The sequence below is a fragment of the Streptomyces cylindrosporus genome (assembly GCF_022698165.1).
Lineage (GTDB): Bacteria > Actinomycetota > Actinomycetes > Streptomycetales > Streptomycetaceae > Streptomyces > Streptomyces cylindrosporus.
This window is the reverse complement of record NZ_JALDAY010000004.1, coordinates 158,672-185,148: the sequence shown is the minus strand read 5'-3', so window position 1 is coordinate 185,148 and position 26,477 is coordinate 158,672. Positions and strand designations below refer to the sequence as shown.

The window sequence follows — 26,477 nt, the reverse complement described above, 5'->3', positions numbered from 1 at the left end:
ACCGCCGTAAGGAACCGTGTGACCCGGCTGCCGGCTGAGCCGGATTACGCGTGGTCCGGCTTGCCGTCGCCGTACAGCCAGTCCTTCCAGATCTCGTCGAAGTTCTTGTCCGGGGCCTTCTTCTCCACGTACGCCGTGAAGCCGGCGGTGTCCGCGTTGCCGTGGCGGTGGGTCCTCGCCCAGCCCTGGATGATGTCGTAGAACGTGTCGTCGCCGACCGTCTCGCGGATCTTGTGGAGGACCATCGCGCCGCGGTCGTAGACCGGGCTGTCGGAGATGTGTGCCGCGCTGCTCGGGCGGGCCGGCGGGAAGGCCCAGATCGCCTTGTCGTCGGCGGGGTCGTCGTAGTAGTCGCCCTTGTAGAGCGCGTCGAAGGTCTCCTGGGCCGTGTCGCCGCCGTGGTCCTCGTCCCACAGCCACTCCGCGTACGTCGCGAAGCCCTCGTTGAGCCACATGTCCCGCCAGGTCTTCGGCGTGACCGAGTCGCCGTACCACTGGTGCGCGAGCTCGTGGACGAGGGTCTCGGTGTCGGGGGCGCCGGGGAAAACCGGGCGGTTCTGGGTTTCGAGGGCGTACTCGGCGTCCCCGCCCCGGTCGACGATCGCTCCCGTGGAGGAGAAGGGGTACGGGCCGAAGTTGTACTCCTCCCACTCCATGATCTCGGGCAGCTTCGCCAACACCTTCTGGCTCGCCTTCGCCTCGGTCGGGTCGACCGCGACGTACGCCGGGAGGCGGTTCTTGCCGATCGTGGAGCGGGTGATGTCGTAGTGGCCGACGGCGATCGTGGCGAGGTAGGTCGCCATGGGCTCCGCCGTGTGCCAGGAGTAGGTCGTACGGCCGCCGGTCGTCGCCGTCTCGCTCGTCAACTCGCCGTTGGACACCGCCTGGAGGCCCTTCGGCACGGTGACCTCGATGTCGTACGTCGCCTTGTCGGAGGGGTGGTTGTCGGACGGGAACCACGTCATCGAGCCGATCGGTTCGCCCAGCGCCAGCGCGCCGTCGGCGGTCGGCAGCCAGCCCTCGTGGGAGCCGTCGGCGTCGGTGAGCGTCTGCGGGGTGCCGGAGTAGCGGACGGTGACGCGGAAGGTCTCGCCGTCGGTGAGGTCGTCGTGGGGGCGGATCGTCAGTTCCTGGCCGGCGCGGTTCCAGCGGGCACGCTTGCCCTCGACCGTGACGTCCTGGACGTCCAGTCCCTTGAGGTCGAGGTCGAACGCGGTGAGGTCCTTGGTGGCGCGGGCGGTGAGGGTGGCGGTGCCCGCGAGGTGATCGCCGTGGTCCCCGTCCCGGCCATGGGTGTCTCGGTCATAGGTGAGCTCGAGGTCGTAGTGCGTGACGTCGTACCCGCCGTTGCCCGCCTTCGGGAAGTACGGGTCGTGGACGCCGGAGCCGCCGGGGGTGCCGTTCACGCCGGCCGAGCATGCGGTGAGGGTGAGGGCGAGGAGGGCGGTGGGGACAACCGGCGCAGAACGGGACACGCCAGTGATCCTAAGGCGGCGTGACACCATCTCGTACGTGCTCGACATCGGCTACGCCCTCTCCAACCGCTTCCCGGACCCGCCGCAGACGGACTACCGGCGCGCGGACGTCCACGCCCTGCGGCACGACCTGTTCTGCGGGGACGTCTACCTCGCCGACACCAAGGCGGACCGGGAACTGTCCACAGCCTGGGGATGGGTGCCGGTGCTCGACTTCGCATGGGCGCTGTGCGACATCGTGGAGCGGATCGACCGGGACCCGGCGGGGTCCCGGGCCGCCCGGCCCCAGCGCGCCGAGCTCGACTTCACCGAGTCCACCGACCGCATGCTCTTCGAGCGCCGCTTCGGCTGGGTCGACATCGAGGCCGACTGGATGCCGGCCGAGGAACCCCCGCTGACCTTCGCCCACGCCGAACTCCGCCGCGAGGCCCGGGACTTCCTGCACGACCTCCTCGCCGACCTCACCGACATGCACGAGGACCTCGCCGAGAACCCGGCGATCTGGACCCTGCAGGCCCGCTTCCCGAGGATCGCCTAGCACCGGGAAGACCGATCCGTCCATGCAGCCCCTCATGCCGGTCCCGGACAGTCCCTAGCCGATCTCGAAGTCCGCCGCCCTCGTGTCCAGCGTCGTCGTCCCGTTCCTCGCCGTGGCCAGGACCGCGATGTGCCAGGTGCCGTGCGGGGACGCGGCGGCGTCGGCCGTCGAGACCGGGGTCGTGTAGGTGCAGCGCGCGGTGTCGGCGGCGGCCGCCTCGCACGTGGCGGACTCCACGGCGGCCAGCTCCTTCGCCGTCGGCGGCTTCTTGCCGAGCTGCGAGTCCGCGGCCGGCCACGCCAGCACCTTCAGGCTCCTGACCCCCGAGGACGCCGTGACCTCGGTGGTGAAGGCCAGCGAGCCGTCGTGGCCGCCGGTGGGCGCGGTGTAGCGGGCGGCGCTGTGCGCGAGGGTCGGTTCCTGCTCACCGGCCTGGGCGATGGCGAAGGCTCCGGCCCCGCCGAGGACGACGGCACCGGCGGCGACGGACAGGGCGGCGATGCGGCGACGGGACGACATGACGGACCCTCCGTAGGGGATCGGGCGGCTGCCTCAGCCGACACGCTCGTCCGCGCCGGCACCACCGATCCTCGCGGCCCGTAGATCACCGGGCCTGAGTACGACTACTCAACTCGCCCTGAGTGGTGGGGCCTTCGGGGTCCGAGTCACCCCTCAGTCACCGCTGAGCCACCGGACGAGGGCGCCGCGCCATCCCCACCGCGCCCATCCCCACCGCGCCTGCCCCCACCGCACCTACCCCCGCCCCGCCGACTCCTCCGCCGGCCACATCCGTCCGCCCAGCAGCACCAGTTCCTCCGCCGACGTCTCGTGCGGGAGGCCCCCGAGCGACAGGTAGTGGTACCCCGTGCTCAGCCGGCACGCGTTCAGGCCCAGACACGTCATCGCGTCGTAGTGCTGGGTGTTGGCGAACACATAGCGGCCGTTCTCGCCGTCCCCCGGGTCCAGCGGTATGCCCAGCAGGACCGCCCGCAGCGCCGGCCGGTCCACCGGGCCGAAGGCCAGCGGCACGAAGGCGTCCGGGTCGGCGCCGACCGGGACGGGGGACTCCCGGTCCTCGGAGTCGCCCAAGTCGCCTTCCGCCGCGTCGAAGTACCCCGGACACGAGTCGTAGTGGTGCGTCGGCTCACCCTCCGCGTACACCGTCATCAGCAGTACGTCCGAGTCGTAGACGTACGTGCCCAGCGCGGGCGCCTCCAGCAGGCGGCTCAGCGGGCCCGCCAGTGCCGTCGCGTCCGTCTCCGGGTCCGGGTAGATCACCGTGTGGCCGGGGCCGACCGGCAGCGCGTACCCCCGTACCGCGCTGTCGGCCGCCCCCGCCGGCCCGCCCGCGGCCGCGAGCAGCGTCACCACCTCGTCCAGCGGCCGTGCCACCAGGACGTTTCCGTAAAAGCTCCCCACCCGTCATCCCTCCACCCGAATCCCCATCTCCGCCGCCAGTACCGGCGCCAGATCCATCAGTTGCACGGAACTGATCACCGCCCCCGCGAGCCGGTCCACGCCCCGTGCGACGACCAGCTCGGCCGCGTCCCGCAGGTCCACGTCCTTCAGGGTCGCCGCCGTGAGGTCGGCGCCCTTCAGCACGCAGTCCACGAACTGCACCCGCTCCAGCTTCGCGCCCCCGAAGTCCGGCTCCACCAGCACGCATCCCTCGAACACGACGTCCCTGAGCCTGGCCGTGCGCAGGTTCAGGTAGTCGATCTTGCCGCCCCGCACGACCACCCGCTCCAGCACGGCACCGTGCGCCTGCACCCCGCCCAGCCGGGCGTCGACCAGCTCGACGTCCCGCAGCGTGGCGTCCGCCAGATCCGTGCCGACGCCCCGCAGTCCCGTCAGCACCGAGTCCAGGACGCGAGCGTGCCGCAGCCGCGTCTCGTCCACCGCGCACCCCGTCAGCGCGCAGTCCATGAACCGGGCGCCCCCGCCGTCGTGCCCGGCGAAGTCGAACTCCCGGAAGTCCAGCCCGTCGTAGTCCCCGTCCGGCTCCAACGCCCCGCCCCGGAAGGGCTCCAGCGGAGGCAACCGCACCTGCGGGCGCTGCGCCGCCTTCACCACCGTACGACCGGGACCGCCCGAACCACCACCGGAATCCTGACCGCGGCCCGCACCCCCACGCACGCCACCGGCGGAACCAACCGCACCACTCGCCTGACCCGCGCCACCCGAACCCACAGCCCGTCCCACCGCACCTCCCGCTCGTCGCCCCACGCCTCCCATCCTGCACCCCACCACTGACAATCCGCCTGACCAGCCAAAACACCCCCCATGTCACATTCCGGCCGCCCGAACCGTCCTATGCATGCAAAGGCGACCAGACCCCCAGACCAGACCCCGAGCCTCCGAGGGAGACGTCAGTCATGCACCGCATCACCGTCATCGGCGGCGGATTCGCCGGGCTCACCGCGGCGATCACCGCCGCCGAGGCGGGCGTCAAGGTGACCGTGTACGAAGCCCACCACACCCTCGGCGGGCGGGCACGGACCGCCGAGGGGCCGTACCGGACGAACGACGGTCCGCACGCCCTCTACCGCGGCGGCGCCCACTGGACCTGGCTCAAGCAGCGCGACCTCATCCCGCCGCTCGCCCCGATCCCTCCCCTGGAGGCAGCCCGGCTGCGGCTCCGGCACCACGGTGCGCTGCGCCGTACCCCGCCCTTCGCCATGCTCAAGCTGCTCCGGCCCGGGCTGCCGCAGGCCCCCGTCGACCTCGACTACCTGTCCTGGGCCACCGGTGTCGCCGGCGAGGAGGGCGCTCGTGCCGCCGCCAATTACTCCGCCGTCGCCCTCTTCCACCACGACCCCGGTGCCCTCTCCGCCGCCTTCGTGCAGGAACGCCTCCGCCGCGCCACCAAGCTCCCGCCCGAGGCCCACTACCCGCGCGGCGGCTGGGCGAGCCTCATCGACCGGATGGCCGCGCGGGCCTGGAATCTGGGGGTGCGGATGGAGACCTTGTCCCGCGTCGACGTCCTCCCCACCGACACCCCCGTCGTCGTCGCGACCTCGCTCGACGCGGCCCGGCGGCTGCTCAAGGACGACTCGCTGACCTGGACCGGCGGGCGTACCGTCCTCGTCGACCTCGCCGTACGCACCCGCCGCGGCGACGCCTTCGCCGTCTCCGACCTCGACTCGCCGGGCTGGATCGAGCGGTTCACCGCCCAGGACCGGTCGCTCGCGCCCGCCGATGAGCAGCTGATCCAGGGGCAGATCCCCATCGCTCCGCACGAGACGAAGGCCGACGGCCGCGCCCGCGCCGAGCACCTCCTCGACCTCGCCTTCGACGGCTGGCGCGAGCGCGTCACCTGGCGGCGCGAGGCCCTCGCGAACGGCCGTACCGGCGCCGTCGACCTCCCCGGCACCAGTTGGCGCGACCGGCCGGCCGTCGACCGCGGCGACGGTGTCTACCTGGCCGGCGACCAGGTCGCCGCCCCCGGTGTGCTCTCCGAGGTGTCCTTCAACAGCGCCCTCGCCGCGGTGTCGCTGGCGCTCGGCCGACGACAGCTTGACCTGAAGCGCGCTTGAGGTTGAAGAGTCGGAAGTCTGAACTGACAACGCCCAGGGAGCCCGCCATGCACGCCATCCGACTGCACGCTTTCGGTCCGGCCGAGAATTTGCGTTACGAGGAGGTCGAGGACCCGGCGCCGGGCCCCGGCCAGGTCCGTATCGCCGTCGAGGCCGCGGGCGTGCATCTGCTGGACACCGCCCTGCGGGAGGGGGCGCAGGGGCCGTTGCCCGCCCCGGGCGTGCTGCCCACGATCCCCGGCCGTGAGGTCGCCGGTGTCGTCGAGTCGCTCGGCGACGGCGTCGCCGCGCTGTGGCTCGGCAAGCGCGTGGTCGCGCATCTCGGCTTCGCGCCGGGCGGGTACGCCGAGCTGGCCGTCACCGATGTCGAACGGGTGCACGAGATCCCGGAGAACCTCGACTTCGCCGAGGCGGTCGCGATGATCGGGACGGGGCGTACGGCGATGGGGATCGTGCAGTTCGCCGAGCTCGGCCCCGGTGCCGTGGCCGTGATCCCCGCGGCCGCGGGCGGGATCGGGACGCTGCTCGTGCAGTACGCGAAGAACTCCGGGGCCGTCGTCGTCGGTCTCGCCGGCGGGCCGGAGAAGACGGCCCGCGTGGAGGCGAACGGCGCCGATCTCGCCGTCGACTACAACGACCCCGACTGGCCGGGCAAGGTCCGGGCCTTCCTCGGCGGGCGGCCCGCGACCGTCGTCCTCGACGGCGTCGGCGGTGACGCCGCCCGCGAGGCCGTCGGCCTGCTCGGGCCCGGCGGCAGGCACATCGTCTTCGGCTGGTCCGCCGAGGGGATCGGCGGCGGTGAGCCGTATCTCGTCGACGGGGTGTCGGAGCAGGTCCTGGGCCCCGTGATGATGCGGAAGGCCGGCGGGCCCGATCCCGTACGAACCCTGGAACTGCGCGCCCTCGCCGAGGCCGCCGCGGGCCGGCTGGCCCCGGCGGTGCAGCGATTCCCGCTGGCCGAGGCGGCGGCAGCGCACCGCGCGCTGGAGACGCGCGGAACGACCGGAAAGGTGGTGCTGGAGCCATGAACAGCCAAGGTGGCCGTAAGTCGCTCCCAGATGCGATACGTACCGATTCATGGTCTTCTGAGCGGGTGAGCGTCACCCCAACAGGTGAATCCCCCGCAGGTGGGTCCCCGCGCTCGGCGGGTGGCCCCCCGGACGCCGATCCCCGTCGCTGGTGGGGCCTGGTGGTCATCGCGCTCGCGCAGCTCATGGTCGTCCTGGACGCGACGATCGTGAACATCGCGCTGCCGTCCGCGCAGAGCGACCTGGGGATGTCCGACGGCAACCGGCAGTGGGTGATCACCGCCTACACGCTCGCCTTCGGCGGACTGCTGCTGCTCGGCGGGCGTATCGCCGACTTGGTGGGCCGCAAGCGGACGTTCATCTTCGGCCTGATCGGCTTCGCCGCCGCCTCCGCACTCGGCGGCGCGGCCACCGGCCCGGGGATGCTCTTCGGCGCCCGCGCCCTGCAGGGCGCCTTCGCCGCCGTACTCGCGCCCTCCGCGCTGTCCCTGCTGACGACGACCTTCACGGATCCCAAGGAGCGCGGGAAGGCCTTCGGCATCTACGGCGCCCTGGCGGGCAGCGGTTCCGCGATCGGCTTCATCGTCGGCGGCCTGCTCACGGAGTACCTCGACTGGCGCTGGTGCCTGTACGTCAACATCCCGATCGCGGTCGTCGCGGTCGCCGGCGCGTTCGCGCTGCTGCACGACCGGCCCGGCCACGAGGGCGCGCGCCTCGACGTGCCGGGTGTGCTGCTGGGCTGCGGCGGGCTGGTCGCGATCGTGTACGGCTTCAGCGAGGCCGAGCCGCGCGGCTGGAGCGACCCGCTGGTGCTGGCGCTGCTCGGCGGCGGTGTCGTACTCCTCGCGGCCTTCGTGTGGTGGCAGAACCGGGCGCCCATGCCCCTGCTCCCCCTCCACATCGTCAAGGACCGCAACCGCGCGGGGTGCTTCCTGACGATGGCGCTCGCCACGATCGGCATGTTCGGCCTGTTCCTGTTCATGACCTACTACTTGCAGGTGGTCCTGGCGTACTCGCCGGTGAAGACGGGGCTTGCCTTCCTGCCGCTCACCGCGGCGATCATCACCGGCTCGACGCAGATCTCCGCCCGCCTCATGAACCGCGTCCCGCCGCGCTTCCTCATGGTCCCCGGCATGATCCTCGCCGCGGGCGGCATGGTGATCCTCACGCAGATGACGGTCGACTCGTCCTACGCGACCGAGATCCTGCCCGCCCTGCTCCTGATGGGCCTCGGCATGGGCCTCACCTTCATGCCGGTCTTCGCGACGGCGACCGCGGGCGTGGCCCCGCAGGACTCCGGGGTGACCTCGGCGACGGTCAACACCTCGCAGCAGGTGGGCGGTTCGATAGGTACGGCACTCCTCAACACGATCGCCACGACGAGCAGCGCCACCTACATCACGGCCCACCTCCACAACCCGGCCCAGCGGGCCCTGATCGCCAAGGAGGGGGTCGTCCACGGCTACACGGTGGCCATCTGGTGCGCGGCGGGAATCATGCTGCTGGGGGGCTTGGTAGCGGGCCTCCTGGTGACGGCAAAGCCGCCCAAGCACGCCCCGACCGAGGCGCCGATGTCAGAGGCAGTGGCATAACGCGCCCCGATAGGGGCGCGGGGAACTGCGCGAACAGCCACGACGGCGCCGCACCCAATCACGGCGCCGTCGCGGCTGTCACAACAGATCGCTACCTCAGACTCCGCACATCGATCGCCCAGATCCCGCGCCCATGCGTAGCCGCGTACAACCGACCGTCAGGCCCGGTACGAAGCTGAAGAACCGCAGTGGTGGGCAGATTCCCACCCGCCACCTTCCACCCCTTCGAACCCGGCGTCCGCACCAGCACCCCCAGGTCCGTCCCCAGCGCAACCGTGCCGCCCTTCAGCAGCACCACCGAGTCGGCAGGCACATCCGGCAGGTTCCCGGAGATGTCCTTCCAGGTCACCCCGCCGTCCCGCGTCTCGAACAGGTGCCCGACTCCCGCTCCGGGCCCCTCCGTCCACTTCCGCGAGAAGCCGTTGACGGCCAGCAGAACATGGTCGGAGTCGGACGGGTCGATCGCCAGCCCGGAGAGGTACCGGTTGGGGACCGTGCCGTCGGCCGGCAGGTTCAGCTGGTGCCAGCCGGTGCCGTCCGCGTTGCCGACCGCGATGCCCCGAGTGAAGCCCTGGTTGTTGCAGGGCCCGCACCAGGCGGCGTACACCTTGCCGCCGGAGGACGCGACCGCCGTCGCCGTGTGGCCCGCGCCGAGGTCGTACGCCCCGAACCACTCGGTTCCGCTGCGGATCGCGTAGCCCTTGGTGTTGATCCACACGTGCCGGCCGCCCGCGACCCAGACCTTCGGGTCCTTGATGTCGGCGTTGAGCGGGGCGATGAAGCGCGCCTCGCCGGTCGCGTTGTCGGGCGGGGCGACCGAGTACGTGGTCGCCTTCGACGGGTCGGTGATCCAACTGCCGTCGTTCACCGCGCAGTTGTTGGTGACGGACACCGCCAGGTAGACGTACTCCTGCGCGATGTTGCATCCGTTGGCCGGGTCGGTGATCGTGTCGCCGCCGTCGCCGCCGAAGTTGGAGCCCATCACGCGGTCGTCGGGCCGGAGTTCGGACTGCCCGTTGTCCTGGAGGCCGCCGGTGACGGCCAGTCCGCGCCCGTCGCGGCCGACGCCCACGGAGTAGTACTGCAGCGCGTCCATCGTGCCGTCGTTGAGGGACGTCCAGTCGGTCGCGTGGCCGGAGGCGTCGGCGCTGCCGTTCAGCGGGCGCCGGAAGGCGCCGCCGTCGTCGCCGACGACGACGTACGGCGCGCCGCCGTCGCTGCCGATGGCGACCGAGTGCTGGTCGGCGTGGACCGTCTGGTGGCAGTCACCCGTCTGCTTGCTCGGGTCGATCGACCAGCACGGGAAGCCGAAGTTCCAGTAAGGCCCGGGCACGGACCAGGACTTGCCGCCGTCCTTGGTCTCGAAGACCTCCTCCAGACCGGCGTACACATGGTCCGGGTTCTTCGGGTCGACGGTGAGGAACTGGTTGTACCAGGCCTGGATGCCCGGCTGGTATCCGGCGCCGGTGAGCGCCGAGCCCGAGTCGCGCAGCTGCTGGTACGTCGCGATGCGCGTCCAAGGGCCGGTCGGTGAGCCGGACTTGGAGACGAAGATGCCTTCGAGTCCGCTGTCCGGGTTCTCGGCCGTCTGCTCCGGGGACTGGTCGATCGCGTAGTACCGCGAGCCGTCCGCGCTGCGCGCGAAGGTCACGTTGCCGACGTCCTCGGCGTTGCTCGGCAGGTCACCGAGTCCGGCCAGCCGCTGCCAGGTCCCGCCGGACTTGGCGTAGAAGCCGTTGTAGGTGTCCCCGCCGCGCCAGCCGACGGCGAGCACGACCTTGCCCGGGTCCTTCGGGTCGACCGCGATGTCGCTGGTGATGTTCTTGTACGGGGCGTTCGGGTCGCTCGCCAGCGAACCACCCGGCAGATAGTCGGGGTTGGGCGCGAACTCCAGCTTCCAGTGACCCTTCAGGGTCTTCGTGGAGTGGCTCCACACGCCCTCGGTGGTCGCCGCCCACACCTTGTCCCCGGCGAACCGCAGCGCGTTGATCGACGTCGATTCGAGCTCGTCGCCGCCGACCCGGTCGCGCTGGGAGAAGCTGCCGTGCCGCGGGTCGTCGAGGACGTAGACGCCCGTGCCGAGGAAGGAGGTCGCGCTGGTGTTGGCCTCGCCGGTGGCGTACCAGAGCCGTCCGCGGCCGTCGAGTTGCAGGTCGCCGGTGGACAGGGCGGGCAGCCCGTCGGAGATGTTGGTCCAGTGGCCGCCGCCGGTGCGCGAGCGGAAGACGCCGCCGTTGGCCGAACCGGCGTACACATAGCCGTGGTTGTCGGCCGCGAGCCCGGTGACCCGGCCGGTCACCTTGCCGGCACCGCCGCTGGAGTTGGAGTTGATGTCGCGGTAGCGGGGGTCGTCGGAGTCGTACGGCAGCCGGGTCAGGTCGCTCCAACTGCCCTTGGTGTGCGGCAGACCGGTCAGTTCGTCGTACGCCGCCCCGTACGCGCCCGGCGCCACGATCCCCGGCGAGGTGCGTGCCTCGGCGTACTGGTCGGCCTGCTCGGCCTCCTCCTGGGCCTCGCCGCCGTCGTCATCGTCGTCCCCCGCCTCCGCGAAAGCCGACAGGCCCTTCTGCTGCTGATGCAGAAGGGCCTGTTCGCGAAGTTCCCGCACCCCGAAGGGGCTTGTGCCGCCGGACGACGCCTGGGCCTGCGTCACTGTCAGGCCCAGCGCGGCCGTGGTGGCCAGTACCGCCCATATCCGTCTTCTTCGCCAGGCATTGGCTGCCATGGAATGCCCTCCCCTGGGAGCGATGGCATGAACTGGCCAACAGCTTCGGGGGAAAAGTGGTTCTTGGAGGTTCCTGTGAGCGCAATCAGCCGGTAAAGATTCGTCAGTGCCGCCCGGCCACCCGGTCCGCCACCCGCGCCAGCCTCGACGACCCGGTGCTGTGCGTGAGCCGTTCCCGCTCGTCGGCGGCCCGGTAGGTGGCGTACATGCCGTGCACGCCCAGCCAGCGGAAGGGCTCCGGCTCCCACTTGCGCACCTTGTGCCCGACCCACGGCAGTTCGGTCAGCTCGGTCGCCGCCGCCTGCCCGGAGTCGAGTTGCACCAGGTCGCGCAGGGTGCGCGCGGCGAGGTTGGTGGTGGCGACGCCCGAGCCGACGTAACCGCCCGCCCAGCCCAGGCCCGTCGAGCGGTCCAGGGTCACCGTCGCGCACCAGTCGCGCGGCACGCCGAGCACCCCCGACCAGGCGTGCTCGATGCCGACCCCGGCCAGCGGCGGGAAGAAGCGGACGAGGATCTCGCGCAGCGCCTCGACCGTCTCGGCCTGCGTCCGCCCGTCGTTGTCGGTCCGCGACCCGAAGCGGTACGGCACCCCGCGCCCGCCCAGCGCGATCCGCCCGTCGGCGGTCCGCTGCGCGTACATGTACGCGTGCGCCATGTCCCCGAGCGCCTCCCGCCCGTCCCAGCCGACCGACGCCCACTGCTCGTCGGTGAGCGGCTCGGTCACGACCATCGAGGAGTTCATCGGCAGCCAGGTGCGCTTCTGCCCCTTGAGGGCGGCGGTGAAGCCCTCCGTGCAGCGCAGGACATAGGGCGCGCGGACGGTCCCGTACGGCGTGACGGCGTGCTTGGGCCGGATCTCCGTCACCGGCGTCGACTCGTGGATGGTCACCCCGAGCCCCTCGACCACGGCCGCGAGCCCCTTGACCAGCTTCACCGGGTGCAGCCGCGCCCCGTGCGGGGTCCAGGTCGAGCCGACCGCGCCGGCCACCCGGATGCGCTCGGCGGTCTCCCGGGCGCCGTACAGCACCCGGTCCTTCTCGCCGTACGACACCTCGTGCGCGTGGAACTCCCTCAGCCGCGCCAACTGCGCGGGCGTGGTGGCGACTTCGAGCACCCCGCCCTTGTGGATGTCGGCCTCGATGCCCTCCTCGGCGGCGGCCCGGACGACCTCGTCCACGGTGTCGTTCATCGCCTGCTGAAGCCGTACGGCGGCCTCCTGGCCGTGCAGCTTCGCGTACCGGTCCCGCCCGGCGATCCCGTTGTAGAGCCAGCCGCCGTTGCGCCCGGAGGCGCCGTACCCGCAGAACTTCTGCTCCAGCACGGTGATCCGCAGGAAGGGCGCGGCCTTCTTCAGGTAGTACGCGGTCCACAGCCCCGTGTACCCGCCGCCGACGATCACGACGTCCGCCGCCGCGTCCCCGTCGAGCGGTTCCCGCACCGCCGGGAAGCCGTCGTCCGCGTACCAGTAGGAGATGCCGCCATTGACGACCGGCCTGCTGCCCGAGCTGCTCATGGCCGGAAAACTAACCCCTCAGGGCGGCCACTGTCTCCTTCGGATTCCATGCTTTTCCGCGCCCTCTGACCAGCGGATAACACGCGAGCCCGATCAGTACGGAGACGAAATGCCCGAGATCGGTGAATGTGGGAGTGGAGGTGAGCGGAACGCCGTACACGAAAAGCACGACCGCCAGATACGGATACCGCCAGGGCGAGGCGATCCGGTACACGAGTACGGCGATCACCCCGGCCAGCGCGTAACTCACGCCGATGTCCAGGGTGTTGACCGCGGAGTGCGGCGCCATCCCGTCCTTGATCGCCTTCAGCAGCGCGCCCTCGCTGATCAGCGTCGCGAGCACATGCGCGGCCACGCACACCATCAGCCACCGCAAGGTCCCCAGCCAGCGCTCGGCCTGCGCGTGGAAAACGGTGTAGAGGAAGGCGTACGGCAGCCAGTGGCCACCGTCGATCCACATCGCGCTCTGCACCAGCACCCGCACCGGGCAGTCCGACAGTTCCCGGATATTGGTCGACCGCTGCCGCAGGAACTGCTCCTCGAACTCCGGCGACATGTGGTGCAGGGCGACCGTGGTGACGAACAGGATCGCCAGCCAGACGTATGTGCCGGGGGCGCTGCGGACATATGCCCACACCTTCTCGCCGAGGTCCCGGAAAATTCGCATGAGGCGATTCACGCACGCAAGTATCGTCCCGAAGGTGATCGACATCCCGGACGAGCTGATCGCCCAGCACGAGCGGTACGACGGGGAGGCCGGGCGGGCCTTGGTCGCCTCGCTGGCCGAGCGCGGCGAGCGGTTCCTGGAGCGCTGGGAGCTACGGCTCGACGGGCCGTCGATGTACGGGCGGTGCGCGCTGGTGCTGCCCGTGCTGCGGGCCGACGGGACACGGGCCGTGCTCAAGCTCCAGGACGTCGACGAGGAGACAGTCGGTGAGCCCCTCGCGCTGCGCGCCTGGCACGGCGACGGGGCGGTCCGGCTGCTGCGGGCCGACGCCGCCACCGGCACCATGCTGCTCGAACGGCTCGATCCGGGGCGGGCGTTGACGGATCTGCCGGACTCCCGCGAGGCCACGCTGGTCGTCGCCCGCCTGCTGGCCCGGCTGACGGCGACCCCGGCACCGGCGGGGCTGCGCCGGCTCGGCGACATCGCGGCACGGCTGCTGGAGCGGACTTCGGCGGCGCTGCCCGGCGTCCCCGACCCCGCCGTACGCCGGCTGCTCGCGGACTGTGCGGCGGCGGTACGGGAGGTCGCCGACGAGCCCGGCGACCGCCTCCTGCACTGGGACCTGCACTTCGACAACGTCCTCGGCGCCGACCGCGCCCCCTGGCTCGCCATCGACCCCAAGCCGCTCGCGGGCGATCCCGGCTTCGACCTGTTCCCGGCGCTGTGGAACCGCTTCGAGGCGGAGGAGGTGCGGTGGCGGTTCGACGCCATGACGGACACCCTGGGGCTGGACCGGCACCGGGCCCGCGCCTGGACGCTGGGCAGGGTCCTGCAGAACTCGGTGTGGCAGCTGGAGGAGCACGGCACCCCGCTCCCCGAGGTCCTGGAGATCGCCCGCAGACTGTCAGGCCCTAACGTGACCGCATGATCCGCACCGCGACCCCCGCCGACATCCCCGTCATCCGCGCCCTGATCCGCGAACTCGCCGACTACGAGAAGGTCCCGCACGAGGCCAGGGCCACGGAGGCGCAGTTGCGCGACGCGCTCTTCGGCGAGCACCCCGCCGTTTACGCCCACATCGCCGCCGACGACACCACCGGCGACCCAGTCGGCTTCGCGCTCTGGTTCCTCAACTTCTCCACCTGGCGCGGAGTCCACGGCATCTACCTGGAGGACCTCTACGTCCGCCCCACCGCCCGCGGCACCGGCCACGGCAAGGCCCTGCTCACCGAACTCGCCCGCATCTGCGTGGAGCGCGGCTACCAGCGCCTGGAGTGGTCCGTACTCGACTGGAACGCCCCGTCCATCGCCTTCTACGAGTCCCTGGGCGCCCGGCCGCAGGACGAGTGGACGGTCTACCGGCTGACGGACGAGGTCCTGGCGCGGCTGGGACGGCCTGTGTAACAGCGTGAAGGAACCGGGCATGACCCATCACGGAATGGGCACGGCCCCAGGCATGAGCTCCACGAATATGCCCGCCGGCCCGCCCCCTTTCCTCCCCGGCCTCGAACTCTCCCGCCGCTTATACACCGACGTCGTACGCCCGTTACTCGAAGAGGCGGCCCCCGGTGTCCCCCACTCCGCGGCCCGCCTCGGCAGCGGCTCCGACGTCCTCGGCTACGACACCCCGCACTCGGCCGGCCCGTCCTGGAGACCCCGCCTCCAGCTCTTCCTGCGCCGCCACGACGTCCACCGCCACGCGGGCCGCATCAGACACGTCCTCGCCGCACACCTCCCGAGGACCTTCCACGGCCACCCCGCCCGCGACGGCGTCGAGGTCACCCACATCACGCCGTGGTTCGTCGCCACCCTCGGCTTCGACCCGTCCGCGCCCGGGGACATCGGCCCCACCGACTGGCTGGCCACCCCGACCCAGCTCCTCGCCGAGGTCACCGCGGGCGCCGTCTTCCACGACGGCCTGGGCGAACTCGCGCCGCTCCGCTCGGCCCTGCGCTGGTACCCCCACGACATCTGGCTGCACGTCCTGGCCTGCCAGTGGCGCCGCGTCGCCCGCGAAGCGCCGTACGTCACCCACTGCGGCGAGACCGGCGACGAGCTCGGCTCCGCGGTCGCCGCCGCCCGCGTGGCCCGGGACCTGATGCGGCTGGGCCTCCTCATGGACCGCCGCTACCCGCCGTACGGCAAATGGCTCGGCACGGCCTTCGCCCGCACCACCACCGGCCACCACCTCGCCCCGGTCCTGACCGCCGCCGTCACGGCCACGGACCGGCGCAGCCGCGAGAAGCACCTCTCGCAGGCGTACGAGGCGACAGCGGACCTGCACAACCAGCTGGACCTCACCGACCGCGTCGCCCAGGACGCCCGGCCGGAACGATTCGCCGCCGCCCTGACCGCCCGCATCTCCGACCCGGCAATCAAGGATCTGCCGCCCACCGGCGCGATCGACCAGTTCGTGGACGACCCGGAGATCCTCACTCGCCCACCACTCACCCGAGCCCTGTACCGGGAAGCAAGAAAGCCCAGGTCGGAATAGCTCCGACCCGGGCCTGAAGGAGCCCCCTGTCGGATTCGAACCGACGACCTACGCATTACAAGTGCCGGGGTTTCTCAATGGGGGGCTCCGGCACACTCTGACTACTCTGAAACTGCCTGGTCGGTCGGCTCTCTCGCTCCGATCGACTCCAGCAATTCCGGCGCCCGATGGGACCTCCGTTCACGCACCGCTCACGCAGACTGCCCGTCCAGCACGCGCCCTGAACTGGGCCTCTTCCATTGTCCCGCACTCCCCCACGCACCACAACGAGCAGACATGGAGCGGCCCCGGCCAGCGACGGGGGCGTCAGCTGACCGGGGCCGCGTTGGGCCCGTCCGTCCCTAGGTGCTCACGGGGTACAGGAACGGACGGGGGTCTCCTGGCGGGGCTGCTGCTTGCAGGTGCTGCCCCTGTGGACGAACAGGATCAGCGGCGGGTTGGTCGGCCGGTCGTGGCTGACCTCGTCGTAGGGCTCGCCGGGCAGGATGCCGAGCTGGCAGCGGCAGCAGATGCGGATGCCTTCGTACATCAGTGGTCCTTCCGGGGAGTCTCCGGAGCGACAGCGCAGCTCGGGCAGGCGAACACCTCGATGTCGAGGACGACCGCCCCGACGCTCCCGCGCGAGATGCCGGCGCTGGTGCCGCCGCAGTCGAGCAGCGACTTTCCGCACCAGCAGCACGCCCAGCCGTCGTACTGGGCTTTGCCCAGTTCCTGGACGGGCGGCGGCTCGGGGCTCACCGCTTGCCGCCCAGCTGTGCCCACAGTCCGCACTCGTCGGTGGTGAGCCCGGACAGGTGGGACAGGCCGCTGATGAGCGCCCATCCGGGGCCGTGGCTGTAGATGACGGGCAGCGGTTCGGGACCCTGGGCCGTGATGCGGAGCCGCGGGCCGGCCGTCGAGAGGGTCATGTCGACGACCGGGGCGCCCGACTTGAGGATGGCGACGAACAGCTCGTGCGCGATGAGCGGGGCGTCGGGGTGCTTCACGCGGCCGGTGGTCCACAGGCGGACGTGGGCCGCCTCTACGGGCTCACCCTTGAATGCCTTTTGCCACGTATGACCCGACTCGGGCATGGCTGTCCCCCGGAGACAGTGGTTATCTGAGTACAGGTAATGCTTATCTGTACTCACAATGTCGTCGGGATTGGCGCTGGTCAAGTGGGACGGGAGAGTATGTGTACTCAGATTGACCTGATCACTCGGAATGGGGGTGCCGCCGTGGCACAGCCTGAGTACCTGCGCATCGCAGCCGACCTGCGGCGCCGCATCTCCTCCGGCGAGTTCGGACCCGGCGACCAGATCCCCACCATCCCCGCCCTCGAAGCCGAGTACGGCGGCGTCTCCCCGACCACCATCCGCAACGCGCTCCGGCTCCTCACCAACGAAGGCCTCATCGAGAGCCGCGCACGCGCCGGTACCCGCGTCCGCCCCCGGCCGGCGATCCACCGCCTGGCAGCCGACCGCTACCGCACGACACCCGGCGCCAAGTCGACCCCGTACACCCGCGATCAGGGCATCGGCTGGTCGGAGTACCGGCTCGACAAGCGGTTCGAACGCGTCCAGGCCAGCTCGGAGCTGGCCGCCCTGTTCGAGTGCGAGGTCGGCGAGCGACTCCTTGCCCGGCACTTCGTGTTCTACGACAACGACCAGCCGACCCAGATGTCCACGAGCTACGTGCGCTGGTCGGACGTCCAGGGCACGCCCGTCGCCGATCCCATCAACGAGCCGTGGCCGGGCGGCACTCGCGCCCAGCTGGCGACGCTCGGCATCCGCGTCACCCAGATCACGGAGTCGTTCACCGCAGCCATGCCCACCGAGCTGGAGGCGGCGACGCTCCGCATCGGCGCAGGCGTCCCGGTCCTGCGGTACACCCGCAAGCACATCGCGGACACCGGCCGCGTCGTCGAGGTCGCCCACCCGATCGTGCGCCGCGGCGACACCACCATCGTCGACTTCCGCATCGACCTCGACGACTGAAGGGTGGGCACCAGCGCCGACCCCCGGGCATGACGAAACGCCCCCAACCTCGCCATTGACGAGGTTGGGGGCGTCTCAGTTCTCGTACTCGCGGCGGGGGTCGAGGCCAGCCGCGAGCGGGCTGGGCGTGCTGCCGCCGCCGTCCGAGGGCGCGCTGTCCCGGCGGCAGACGAGCGCGTCCGGATCCCACGACGGCGCCTGCAGGCTGTACCCGTCCGGACACGCCGGTCCCGCCGGGCCGCGCTCGCCGGTGTCGCCCTTCTCGCCCTGCGGGCCCTGCGGCCCCGGGACGGTGGAGTCAGCCCCTGGCTCGCCCTGTGGGCCCTGGGGACCGGTGGCGCCAGGTGCGCCCGAGGCGCCCGGCGACGGGGTGATGGTCGGGGCCGCCTTGCCCGGGTCGCCCTTGTCGCCCTTGGGTCCGGGCGGGCCGGGGATCTGGACGGGAACGGCCGCCCGGTCGGGCAGATCCTTGACGGCCTTGGTCGGATCCGGCGCGGCCGGGGTGCCGCCCTTGGATTGGATCTGGGCGCGGAGTACGCGCACGTCGGAGGCGAGCGTGGAAACGGCCTCGCCGCGTAGGTCGGCCTCGGCCGCCAGCTGGTCGGCGCGTGATGCTTCGGCCTGGACGCGCACATAGACGAGCATCACGGCCCCGGTGAGGGCGAGCAGGAACGCGAGCAGCGCGAGGGGCTTCCACCGTTGGGCGAGCACACGGTCGGTGCGCGTCATGGTGTCCCTCCCTGGGCCTGCACGAGGAGCCGTAGTCGTGCCGACTCGGCCTTCTCGGCGGCGAGCTCCAACTTGAGCGCGGCCACCTCGGCCTTGAGCTCCTTGCGTTCCTCCTGGAGCTGGTCCGTGAGCGAGTTGAAGCCGGTCACCGCGTTGCCCTCCCGTTGGGCTCGCCCCGCGACCTTGGAGCCGTACATGGCGACCGCCCCGGTCACGGCGGCGCTGCCGATCACGCCGAGAGCCGCGACGAGGGCGCCGTCCATGCCACCTCCAGGCCGCGCTCATGAGGCAGGGCCAGGACCCCGACGGGGTCTGCCGGTTGGGGACGCGCCACGTCACGCCGTAGGCACCGATGATCGCGAGCACGATCGTCACGGCCTCGGCGGTCGTCACCGTGCCGTCCTGCACGGCGGTCCCTGCAGCGGCGGCGCCGGCGGCTACACCCGCGACAACCGCCTTCCACACCTTGGAGATCTTCACGGCGGTCCTCACTTTGCGGGGAGCTTGAGCTTCTGGCCGGGCGTGATCTCGTCGGCGTCCTTGAGGCCGTTGAGGTCGGCGATGTCCTTCCAGCGGTTGCCGTCGCCGAGCTTGCTGGCAGCGATGGACCACAGGGTGTCGCCCTTGGCGACGGTGTACGTGGTGGTGCCGGGCGACCAGGAGGCGGCGTGCTTGAGGCGCTCGGCGACGTCAGCCCGCAGCTGGTCCATGGTGAAGGTGAAGCGGCCGCGGCTGCCGTAGCCCTCGACGGGGCCGCGCGGGTCGACCTTGCCCTCCACGCTGGTCTCCAGGTGGCCGGCCACGCTGCCCGCGCCCCAGCCGTGGTGGCGGCAGATCGCCGCGTTGTAGCGGACCAGGGCGTCGTACTGGGCCCGGGTGTAGGTGTCCTTGAGGTTGCCGAGGTTCTCGACCTCGATGCCGTACAGGCAGTCGTTGCCGTCGACCGTGACCCCCTTGCTGGGCTTGGGCAGCGTCTTCTCGGCGACGATCGCGTCGACGACGTTCTTCGCGGCCAGGCCCGCATGGTTGGCGCGGTGGCAGGAGACGAGCGTGAGCGTGCCGGTCTTGGCCAGGTGCGCGTGCGCGAGCGGCGCGGGCAGGTCCGGGCGGCCGCCGGTGGCCACGGCCTTGAGGGAACTGGTGCCGGCCGTGTGGTGGTTGAGCGAGCCGTGTACGGGGCCGAACGTCTTGCCGGTGGCGGCGTCGCGGCCGCGGGTCGTCCAGCCGTCGTACTCGACGAGGCGCACGCCCTCGGCGCGGAGGGCGGCCCGCCACTGGGCGGGCGTCATCGGTGTGGCCATGGAGCCTCTTTCTGGGCGTGAAGAACGCCCCGGCCAGACGGCACGGGGCGGTGGCGGGGACGGCTACGCGGTGGGGGTGATCTGCTCCGCGTAGGAGTAGGCGCGGCTCGCGGAGACCACCTTGAAGCCGGTCGACTGGGCGATGAGGTCGACGAACGCCTGGACGATGTCGGCCATGCCGGCCGCGTCCGGGTTGTCGGTCGTCGCCTCGACCTGGAAGGTGACCGGGTAGTCGGCGACTGTGGCGACGCTCTGCGCGGTCACCTTCCACTGGCTCGCGGTCGGGCCTTGCGGAGTACCGAGGGCCATGGGCTCTCTCCTTGTCGGCGGGTTACGGCTCTGCGTTCCAGGACGCGGTCATGCGGATGTTGCGGCCGGTGGGGATGGTGGCGGTCGCGGAGCGCAGGGTGACGGCCCCGGTGGTGCCGATCGTGCACTCGCCGTCCTCGCTGCCATCGCCCCAGACCGCGTTGATGACGGTGGGCGGGAACCAGCCGGAGGGCAGCGTGCACAGGGTGGTGTCGCTGATGTTGCCGCTGGTGGCCGTGATCCCCGCGCCCGTGTAGTTGAGGTAGCAGTGCACCAGCACGGACCCGCCGGGCGAGCGGCTGGCGAAGAAGCTGTTGACGGTGAAGTTGGTGGCCGCCACCAGCCCCGAGGTCGTCTCCGCGGACGGCGTGTAGTCGTTGAGGCGGTCGGCGGTCACCCGCATGCCGGCGAGCCACACGGTCATCGTCGCCTCCTACAGGCCTGCGTAGACGGGGTTGGCCAGGCGGATGTCCTGGCCGCTGGGATGGGACTTGACGACGCCGTTGAGGCTTCGCGTCACGGTGAAGGTCTGCGGGTTGAGCAGCACGAAGTTGTCGAAGGACACGACCAGGTTGGCGTTCGTGTTCGCGTTCTGGCGCACGGACCTGACGCCCACGTTGCTGCCGCTCGTCAGCGCCGAGTCGGTGGCGCTCAGCGTCCAGGCGACCGGTTCGGGGTCGGTGGCCAGCCAGGCCTTCATCCGGATCGTGCTGCCGATGGCCTGGAGGCGGATGCGAAAGAATGTGCCCGCCACGTGCGTGAGCCCGGTCGACCCCGAGGCGAGTGTGGCCAGCGTCGTCTCGGTGCCGGCCACCCGCTTGCGCAGCGTCAGGGTGACGGCCGCCGAGGTTCCGAACTCGATCTGGGCGAAGTACATGTTGTTGACGTCGGTGTGCCGGGCGACGACGGAGCAGTACTGCGGGCCACCGGTGGCCAGGGCCCCGGTGGCGATGTCGACCCGCACGTCATGGTCGGTCCCGGACGTGCCCGTGGTGGAGACGCGGGCCACGTCCACGTTGGTGAGGGTGTGGGTTCCGGCGCTGCCGGTGACGTCGTAGTCGGTCGCCGAGCCGCTGCTGTTGGTCCAGGCGCCGCCCACGGTGGGGGTGCCCCAGCCGTCGGTGACCGACCGGGTGAAGGTGTCCCGCACTGCGCTGTCGCAGGCGGTCACCCGCATCACCTCCCCTCCCGTGCGCACGTCGAAGGGGAAGTCGCTGGGGTAGGTCGGCGAGTCGACCCACAGGGAGAGGCCCGTGGTGAAGACGTCGACGCCGGTCTCCGTGGTGTCCAGGGCCTCGGCGAGCCGGCATCCGCCGGTGTCCGCGCGCCCGTAGGTGGCTGAGTCGGTCACGGCCGCGGTCCAGGGCTCGCCGGGCACGCAGTTGAAGGTGATGGTCCAGGCGTCCGGACCCGCACTCTCGGTGTACCCGGCGATCAGGACGTCGACGGCGTCCGGCCCGTGGTCGGCGGGCAGGGTGGTGAGGCGGATCTTGTCGCCGACGTCCAGGCGCAGGATGTCGTCGATCAGCGCGTACACGCGGGTGTTGGCGAGGTTGAGGGTGATGCGGGTGTAGCGCACGCCGGCGTAGGTGCCGAGGTGGACGCGCATCCCGGCGACTTGCCAGGCCTGGGCGTCCGTCTGAAGGCTGTAGGTGTAGGCCTGGTCGTAGCGGCCCACGCCGCCGTCCTCGGGATCCTGGACGTTCAGGTCGCCGGACTCCTGCACGACCCGGGCGGGCACCGATCCGAACTCGCGCTGCACGCTCACGTCGTTCTCGGTGAGCTTGTCGTCGTCGACCGGCTTGAACGGCGGCGAGATCAGGCCCGCGGAGAAGTCGAGGGTGAGCCCGGGCGGCTGGTTCCACAGCGTGGACTGCCCGCGGTGGATGACCTCGGCCCTATCCCGGGCGTCGAGCAGGTAGCCGAAGTTGGTGGCTGAGGCCTCGTTCATGAGGGCGAGCAGCTTCTTCGATCCCTGGATGCCCAGGCGGCGCTGGAAGGTGGACTCGCCGGCCACCGACGCCGTGTAGCCGGACTCGGCGGCCAGCCGGACGATGCGGTCGCCCGCCTTCTCTCCCTGGAAGCCGGTGTACGCGTTGTACATCTGCGCCGCGGTCGGGCCGGTGCCGTCCCAGTAGGTGACGAACCCCAGCTGCTGGTCCGCGGTGCCGACGCCGCCGCCGGAGACCAGGGACCAGCTCACCGCGACGTCGCGGACGGCCTTGACGACGATGCCGGACACGGTGCCCGACGCGCGGGAGACACCATCGAGGTAGACCGCGAAGGTGCTGTCGGTGGCGCCCGGGTCCACGGTGAGCCGGATGTGGTGGGGCAGGCCGTCGTTGAAGATGCCCGCCGAGGAGATGGACGCGATCAGCGAGGACGACGACGAGGTCTCCCCGAGGGAGCCGCGGTAGACGCTGATCGAGTCGGTGTAGGCGTCCATGGACACCTGGAAGCGGATCCGGTTGTCGGCGTCCGTGTACGCCCCCCGATCGTTGATCTCCAACGTTCCGGCCGCACCCTGCCCGCCCCCAGCCAGGAAGACGTCGACCGACCAGGCGGCCGCCGCCGAGGTGCTGTTCGGCACCCGCCCCTTGATGATGCCGGCGGTCTCGGCCTTGAAGGTGATGACGTCTTCGAGCCAGTCGGCGAGCTTGCCGCCCTGCCACTCCGGGTTCACGGTGCCGAGCGTGAGCTGGTAGGTCATGTCGCTGCCGCCGAGCAGGCTGGCGCCGCCCTGGGCGTTGGTCTGCTTGCCGTCGGTCAGCGGCCAGCACTCGATCGGGTCGTGGGCCTTGATGTAGCGCAGCAGCGCGGAGTCGGTGGGCTTGTTGCCCGCGTCCATACGCCGCAGCACACCGGCCGGGGTGACGCTGACGTAGTTGTCCTTGAGCGACAGGTCCCGCGTCGGCGGCCAGGCGGGTACCTCCCCGGACATGCGGATGTGCTTGTTGGTGAAGGCGGCGGCGCCCTGCTTGGTCCACGTCAGGCCGGTGGAGTCGACGAACGAGGTGCCGCCCACGGCGGCCGCCGACACGGCCATGGCCACGACCGCGGTTCCGGCGATGCCGTTGAGCAGCCGCAGCGCGTAGGCCTTGCCGCGCAAGGTGTTCAAGGTGCCGCCAGCCGGGGTCTGGTTGAACTCGGTGCCGCAGCCGAACTCCAGCGGGGCGCTGGTGCCCGCGTAGATGGACGTGATGGACGCGCTCCCGGCCACCGGGTCGCCGAGCAGGTTCCACTCGGTGTCGTTCACGGTGCGGCCGGTGTAGAAGCGGACCTCGTGGCCGCCGGCACCGTTGTTGACGTCGAGAGTGACGCGCACCGCCAGGCGCTGCCCGTTGTACGCCTTGAGGGTCTCGGTGGAGGTGACGTCGAGACGGCTGGCGAGCGTCCCGTCCGGCGACCACATGAACTCCAGCAGCCCGTCGATGATCTCCAGGGCCCAGCACCGGTTGTTGCCGGTGGTGTAGTACCGGCAGGCCAGCATCTGGTCTTCGGTGTAGTCGTCCAGGGCGATGTCGATGCGCAGGTCGAAGTCGCCGGTGACGTGCAGCGCGGCCGCCTCCGGGGTCTCGATGGCGTCCGTGCCGCCCAGGCCCCCCGCCAGGGCAGCCCACGGCGAGCCCGCCGTGTAGCCGAGCCGCATCGGGGTGTTGCGCCCGATCAGCCCGTACAGCGGGGAGGTGGGGTTGCGCGGGCCGTAGCGGTCGTCGCGGCTGTCCAAGTCGCACGCGCACGTGGTGGGTTCGGCATCCGAGGCCGACTCCGACGACAGACCGCGGGTGATCGTCACCGCCGACGTGGCGACCCGGACGTCGTCGGTGATCGTGTTCCAGGCGTTCGAGTAGAACAGCTCCGCCCATACCGGCGGCGGCAGGTTCGGCATGTCACCCCCCGGCGAACTTGACGACGTCGCCGCCCGCGCTGACGCGGACGGACTCCTGGAAGAACTCGCGGAACGCCCGCGATCCGCCGACCAGTTCCATCACGAGGCGGACCTGAGTGGCCTGTGCGCCGGCGGCGGCGCCCGCGATCGGCGCCAGGGCGGACGTGGCTTGCGGGTTGGGCCGGTAGGCGGCCGGGTCGACCAGGCCGCGCATGGCGGTGTCGACGACCTTGGCGTTGTTGTCGATGCCCATGGCGACGCCGGCCGGGATCCAGTGGCCGATCTCGTCCGCGGCGAGCTTGGACGGTGAGCCGATGTGCAGGAAGTCCTGGACCGGGTTGACGATGTGGTCCTTGGCGAAGTTGGACACCTTCGACCACAGCCAGCCGCCCATCGCGGAGATGCCGTTCCACAGGCCCTTCACGAAGTCGAGGCCCATGTTGTAGAAGCGGTAGCTCTGCGAGCCGAGCGCCCCGACCAGGCTGCCGGGCAGGCCAGCTGTCCATTTCACGAACGAGGCGGCCTTGGAGATGGCCGCGTTCTTCATGGACTGGAAGGCGCCGGAGGCGAGGTTGTACAGCATGGTGCCCAGCCCGGACAGGGCGTTCCAGATCTTCGCGGGCAGGGTGAACTGCCACATGACGAGCTCGGTGAGCTTGCGGATCGCGAAGTCCTTGGCCTCCCCGAACCAGCCGGCGAACATCTTGGGCAGGCCGGCGAACCAGCCCAGCGCGATCGAGATCCCCTTCACGGTCGCGTCGAACGCAGTCTGGATGGCGCCCCACACGGCGGACCAGATGGTCTGGAACCAGGTGGTCTTCGTGGCGATGAGGACGATGGCGGCGACCAGGGCGATGATGGCGAGCACGATCCACGTCATCGGGTTGGCGAGCAGGGCCGCCGTGGACGCCCAGATCTCCGCGTTCCAGATGGTCTGCGCGGCGGAGGCGATCGCCGTGTACGTGGCGTAGATCTTCTGGGCGACCGAGACCGCGAGGACGGCGGCGGCGACCCCGCCGAGGATCCCGATGAGGGGTTCGAAGGCGCCCTTGTTGTCCATGGCGAACGACACGAAGGTGCCGCCGACCTCGGCGAGCTTGACGGTGGCCTGCCGCTTGAAGGTCTCCAGGGCGGCCGACGGGCTGTCGCTGACGGTCTTGGACATCTTGTCCGCGGCCCCGCCGACTTTGCCCAGGGCGTCGACCGCGCTCGACGGGTCGAGGCTGTAGAGCGCGGCGCCCAAGTCCTCGGCCTGCGTGCCGAAGAGCTGGGTCGCCACCTGGGCCTGCTTGACCGGGTCCTTGATGCCGCGCAGCCGGTCGAGGGTCTCGTCGAGGGCCTGGGTGGCGCCCTTGCCGCCCTTGCCGATGCGTTCGGCCATGGTCTGCGCGTCCAGGCCGATGGCCTGAAAGCCCTGCGCCGTGGTCGTCGAGCCGTCGATCGCCCGGATCGAGAACTCCTTGATGGCGTCCGCGACCACGTCGGCATCCCGCGCGCCGGCCTTCAGGCCCTGCGAGAGCAGCCCCATGGCGGTCTGCCCGTCCAGGCCGAACTTGCGCCACTGGGTCCCGTACTCGTTCACGGTGTCCAACAAGTCATCGGCCTTGTTGGCGCCGGTCTGGAAGCCGCGGGTGAGGATGTCGAACGCCTCGTCGGCGTTCTTCGCCAGCCCGGTCTTGAGCATCTGCCCGACCGCGGCGGTCGTCGGCCCGACCTCCTGGTCGAAGGTGCTCGCCAGGGCCAGCGCCTTGGACGTGACGCCCTCCAGGCCGCCCTTCACCTTCGAGACGTCCCCGATGTTCTGGTAGACGCCCTTGATGGCCTCGTTGACCTGCTCGGTGGACTCGCCCCAGTTGTTGGCGTAGACGTCCGCGGAGACCTTGGACAGCTTCGCCGCCTCGGCCGGTCCGATGCCGAGCTGCGCGGCGAGCTTGGCGTTGGCCGCCGACATGTCCATGGACGCCGCGACCCCGACGCCGAGGGCGCCGGCGACCCCGGCGGCGATGCCGGTGGCGGCCGCGTCGAACTTCTCCTTGACCTTGCCGAGGGTCTCGGTGACCTGCTCGCGGGCGACCAGGTTGAACACGAGGGAGGTGTCGCTCACCGGCCCGCCTCCCTCCTGGGTAGCGGGCAGTCAGCGCCCCGACTTCAGCTTCTCGTTGGCCTTCTTCTGCGCCTCGATGTAGGCGTCGAGCCAGTCCAGGGCCTGGTCTTCCTGCTCCGCGGTCATCAGGTCCCACTCCCAGGGCCGGATGCCGAGCAGGTGGGCGGCGTCGCCGAGTCGCTTCAGCCGGCGATCGGCAGCTGGGCTTTTCCCTCCTCCTCCGGGTCCTCGAAGGCCGCCGCGATCTCCTCGTCGAACTTGGCGCGCACCGCGTCCAGCTGGCCGGGCGGGACGGAGTCCTCGGTGAGTTGCTCGCGCATCAGCTGCAGTTCGCCCTTGGAGTGCTCCAGGGTGAGCTCGTCCCAGGCGAAGTCGACGTCGTCGAACTTCAGGGTGGGGTGCTGCCGCTTCAGGTAGACGTACAGCAGGGCGCGCCGGCAGCGGCTGTTGCCCTTCTGCACGTCGACCGTGAACTCGGAGAAGTTCCGGCTGGTGAGCTTCTCCAGCAGCTCCCGCTCCACGCTCATGAGCTTCTTGGGCAGGTACTTCCAGCGCTGCGGCTCTTCACTGCCCTCGGGCTGGTAGACGAGATACATGGGTG

26 protein-coding genes and 1 tRNA gene are annotated in these 26,477 nt (G+C 71.0%); 8 read left to right on the top strand and 19 right to left on the bottom strand.

Annotated features, from left to right (window positions below):
• Positions 1-44 precede the first annotated feature (44 nt).
• Complete coding sequence (locus MQP27_RS13740) at positions 45-1,475, bottom strand: M1 family metallopeptidase (protein WP_242765341.1); 1,431 nt, start codon at positions 1,473-1,475, stop codon at positions 45-47.
• A 37-nt stretch (positions 1,476-1,512) separates the two neighbouring features.
• Between MQP27_RS13740 and MQP27_RS13735 the strand changes: the two genes are divergently transcribed.
• Positions 1,513-2,013, top strand: a complete 501-nt coding sequence (locus MQP27_RS13735) for a hypothetical protein (protein WP_242765340.1) — start codon at positions 1,513-1,515, stop codon at positions 2,011-2,013.
• Positions 2,014-2,067: 54 nt separating this feature from the next.
• Here MQP27_RS13735 and MQP27_RS13730 read toward each other — a convergent pair whose 3' ends face one another.
• The 3 genes from MQP27_RS13730 to MQP27_RS13720 form a co-directional block, all read right to left on the bottom strand.
• The gene (locus MQP27_RS13730; protein WP_242765339.1) at positions 2,068-2,532 is read right to left on the bottom strand and encodes a DUF5707 domain-containing protein; all 465 of its coding nucleotides are present in this window, start codon (positions 2,530-2,532) and stop codon (positions 2,068-2,070) included.
• A 234-nt stretch (positions 2,533-2,766) separates the two neighbouring features.
• Complete coding sequence (locus MQP27_RS13725; RefSeq protein ID WP_242765338.1) at positions 2,767-3,405, bottom strand: hypothetical protein; 639 nt, start codon at positions 3,403-3,405, stop codon at positions 2,767-2,769.
• Positions 3,406-3,435: 30 nt separating this feature from the next.
• Complete coding sequence (locus MQP27_RS13720; RefSeq protein ID WP_308289936.1) at positions 3,436-4,083, bottom strand: pentapeptide repeat-containing protein; 648 nt, start codon at positions 4,081-4,083, stop codon at positions 3,436-3,438.
• Positions 4,084-4,388: 305 nt separating this feature from the next.
• Here MQP27_RS13720 and MQP27_RS13715 point away from each other — a divergent pair, with 305 nt between their 5' ends.
• The 3 genes from MQP27_RS13715 to MQP27_RS13705 all read left to right on the top strand — a co-directional run bounded on the left by MQP27_RS13715 (position 4,389) and on the right by MQP27_RS13705 (position 8,169).
• Positions 4,389-5,549, top strand: a complete 1,161-nt coding sequence (locus tag MQP27_RS13715; RefSeq protein WP_242765336.1) for an NAD(P)-binding protein — start codon at positions 4,389-4,391, stop codon at positions 5,547-5,549.
• A gap of 47 nt (positions 5,550-5,596) precedes the next feature.
• Positions 5,597-6,577, top strand: coding sequence for a zinc-binding dehydrogenase (locus MQP27_RS13710; RefSeq protein WP_242765335.1), 981 nt, complete (start codon positions 5,597-5,599; stop codon positions 6,575-6,577).
• A 161-nt stretch (positions 6,578-6,738) separates the two neighbouring features.
• A complete protein-coding gene (locus MQP27_RS13705) occupies positions 6,739-8,169 on the top strand; it encodes an MFS transporter (protein ID WP_372511179.1) in 1,431 nt (476 codons plus the stop codon).
• 91 nt (positions 8,170-8,260) lie between these two features.
• On the opposite strand, the gene MQP27_RS13700 is transcribed toward MQP27_RS13705, so the two are convergent.
• The 3 genes from MQP27_RS13700 to MQP27_RS13690 all read right to left on the bottom strand — a co-directional run bounded on the left by MQP27_RS13700 (position 8,261) and on the right by MQP27_RS13690 (position 13,074).
• On the bottom strand, positions 8,261-10,894 hold the full coding sequence (locus MQP27_RS13700; protein ID WP_242765334.1) for a glycosyl hydrolase: 2,634 nt from the start codon (positions 10,892-10,894) through the stop codon (positions 8,261-8,263).
• Between the two features lie 103 nt (positions 10,895-10,997).
• Complete coding sequence (locus MQP27_RS13695) at positions 10,998-12,407, bottom strand: NAD(P)/FAD-dependent oxidoreductase (protein WP_242765333.1); 1,410 nt, start codon at positions 12,405-12,407, stop codon at positions 10,998-11,000.
• Between the two features lie 10 nt (positions 12,408-12,417).
• Positions 12,418-13,074 (bottom strand): rhomboid-like protein, encoded by a 657-nt coding sequence (locus MQP27_RS13690; RefSeq protein ID WP_242765332.1) that lies wholly within the window; start codon positions 13,072-13,074, stop codon positions 12,418-12,420.
• Between MQP27_RS13690 and MQP27_RS13685 the strand changes: the two genes are divergently transcribed.
• From MQP27_RS13685 to MQP27_RS13675, 3 genes are read left to right on the top strand one after another with little or no spacing between them, the layout of a single operon-like run.
• Positions 13,073-14,002, top strand: a complete 930-nt coding sequence (locus MQP27_RS13685) for an aminoglycoside phosphotransferase family protein (RefSeq protein ID WP_278196056.1) — start codon at positions 13,073-13,075, stop codon at positions 14,000-14,002. The two genes, MQP27_RS13690 and MQP27_RS13685, sit on opposite strands and share 2 nt — an antisense overlap.
• A complete protein-coding gene (locus MQP27_RS13680; RefSeq protein ID WP_242765330.1) occupies positions 13,999-14,478 on the top strand; it encodes a GNAT family N-acetyltransferase in 480 nt (159 codons plus the stop codon). The genes MQP27_RS13685 and MQP27_RS13680 overlap by 4 nt, the downstream gene beginning before the upstream one ends.
• A 52-nt stretch (positions 14,479-14,530) precedes the next feature.
• The gene (locus MQP27_RS13675; protein ID WP_242765329.1) at positions 14,531-15,568 is read left to right on the top strand and encodes a DUF4037 domain-containing protein; all 1,038 of its coding nucleotides are present in this window, start codon (positions 14,531-14,533) and stop codon (positions 15,566-15,568) included.
• Positions 15,569-15,588: 20 nt separating this feature from the next.
• Here MQP27_RS13675 and MQP27_RS13670 read toward each other — a convergent pair.
• From MQP27_RS13670 to MQP27_RS13655, 4 genes are all read right to left on the bottom strand, one after another.
• Positions 15,589-15,654 (bottom strand) — tRNA-OTHER (locus tag MQP27_RS13670).
• A 263-nt stretch (positions 15,655-15,917) separates the two neighbouring features.
• Positions 15,918-16,097 carry a hypothetical protein gene (locus MQP27_RS13665; RefSeq protein WP_242765328.1) on the bottom strand — a complete coding sequence of 60 codons (180 nt, stop codon included), beginning with the start codon at positions 16,095-16,097 and terminating at the stop codon, positions 15,918-15,920.
• Positions 16,097-16,306, bottom strand: a complete 210-nt coding sequence (locus tag MQP27_RS13660; RefSeq protein WP_242765327.1) for a hypothetical protein — start codon at positions 16,304-16,306, stop codon at positions 16,097-16,099. Before MQP27_RS13660 ends, MQP27_RS13665 begins: the two co-directional genes overlap by 1 nt.
• Positions 16,303-16,554, bottom strand: coding sequence for a hypothetical protein (locus tag MQP27_RS13655; protein ID WP_242765326.1), 252 nt, complete (start codon positions 16,552-16,554; stop codon positions 16,303-16,305). The genes MQP27_RS13660 and MQP27_RS13655 overlap by 4 nt, the downstream gene beginning before the upstream one ends.
• 231 nt (positions 16,555-16,785) lie before the next feature.
• On the opposite strand from MQP27_RS13655, the gene MQP27_RS13650 reads away from it, so the two are divergent.
• Entirely contained in the window at positions 16,786-17,544 is a 759-nt protein-coding gene (locus tag MQP27_RS13650; protein ID WP_242765325.1) for a GntR family transcriptional regulator, read from the top strand.
• 75 nt (positions 17,545-17,619) lie between these two features.
• On the opposite strand, the gene MQP27_RS50930 is transcribed toward MQP27_RS13650, so the two are convergent.
• From MQP27_RS50930 to MQP27_RS13610, 8 genes are all read right to left on the bottom strand, one after another.
• Complete coding sequence (locus MQP27_RS50930; RefSeq protein WP_278196054.1) at positions 17,620-18,273, bottom strand: collagen-like protein; 654 nt, start codon at positions 18,271-18,273, stop codon at positions 17,620-17,622.
• Positions 18,270-18,536, bottom strand: a complete 267-nt coding sequence (locus MQP27_RS13640) for an MreC domain-containing protein (RefSeq protein ID WP_242765324.1) — start codon at positions 18,534-18,536, stop codon at positions 18,270-18,272. The genes MQP27_RS50930 and MQP27_RS13640 overlap by 4 nt, the downstream gene beginning before the upstream one ends.
• A 225-nt stretch (positions 18,537-18,761) precedes the next feature.
• Positions 18,762-19,574, bottom strand: coding sequence for a LysM peptidoglycan-binding domain-containing protein (locus MQP27_RS13635; protein WP_242765323.1), 813 nt, complete (start codon positions 19,572-19,574; stop codon positions 18,762-18,764).
• A gap of 63 nt (positions 19,575-19,637) precedes the next feature.
• Positions 19,638-19,883, bottom strand: coding sequence for a hypothetical protein (locus MQP27_RS13630; protein ID WP_242765322.1), 246 nt, complete (start codon positions 19,881-19,883; stop codon positions 19,638-19,640).
• Between the two features lie 22 nt (positions 19,884-19,905).
• Positions 19,906-20,307, bottom strand: a complete 402-nt coding sequence (locus tag MQP27_RS13625; protein ID WP_242765321.1) for a hypothetical protein — start codon at positions 20,305-20,307, stop codon at positions 19,906-19,908.
• A gap of 9 nt (positions 20,308-20,316) precedes the next feature.
• Positions 20,317-23,772: a hypothetical protein gene (locus MQP27_RS13620; RefSeq protein WP_242765320.1), complete on the bottom strand. Its 3,456-nt coding sequence runs from the start codon at positions 23,770-23,772 to the stop codon at positions 20,317-20,319.
• 1 nt (position 23,773) lies between these two features.
• A complete protein-coding gene (locus MQP27_RS13615; RefSeq protein ID WP_242765319.1) occupies positions 23,774-25,876 on the bottom strand; it encodes a phage tail tape measure protein in 2,103 nt (700 codons plus the stop codon).
• A 182-nt stretch (positions 25,877-26,058) separates the two neighbouring features.
• Positions 26,059-26,472: a hypothetical protein gene (locus tag MQP27_RS13610; RefSeq protein WP_242765318.1), complete on the bottom strand. Its 414-nt coding sequence runs from the start codon at positions 26,470-26,472 to the stop codon at positions 26,059-26,061.
• Positions 26,473-26,477: the final 5 nt, after the last annotated feature.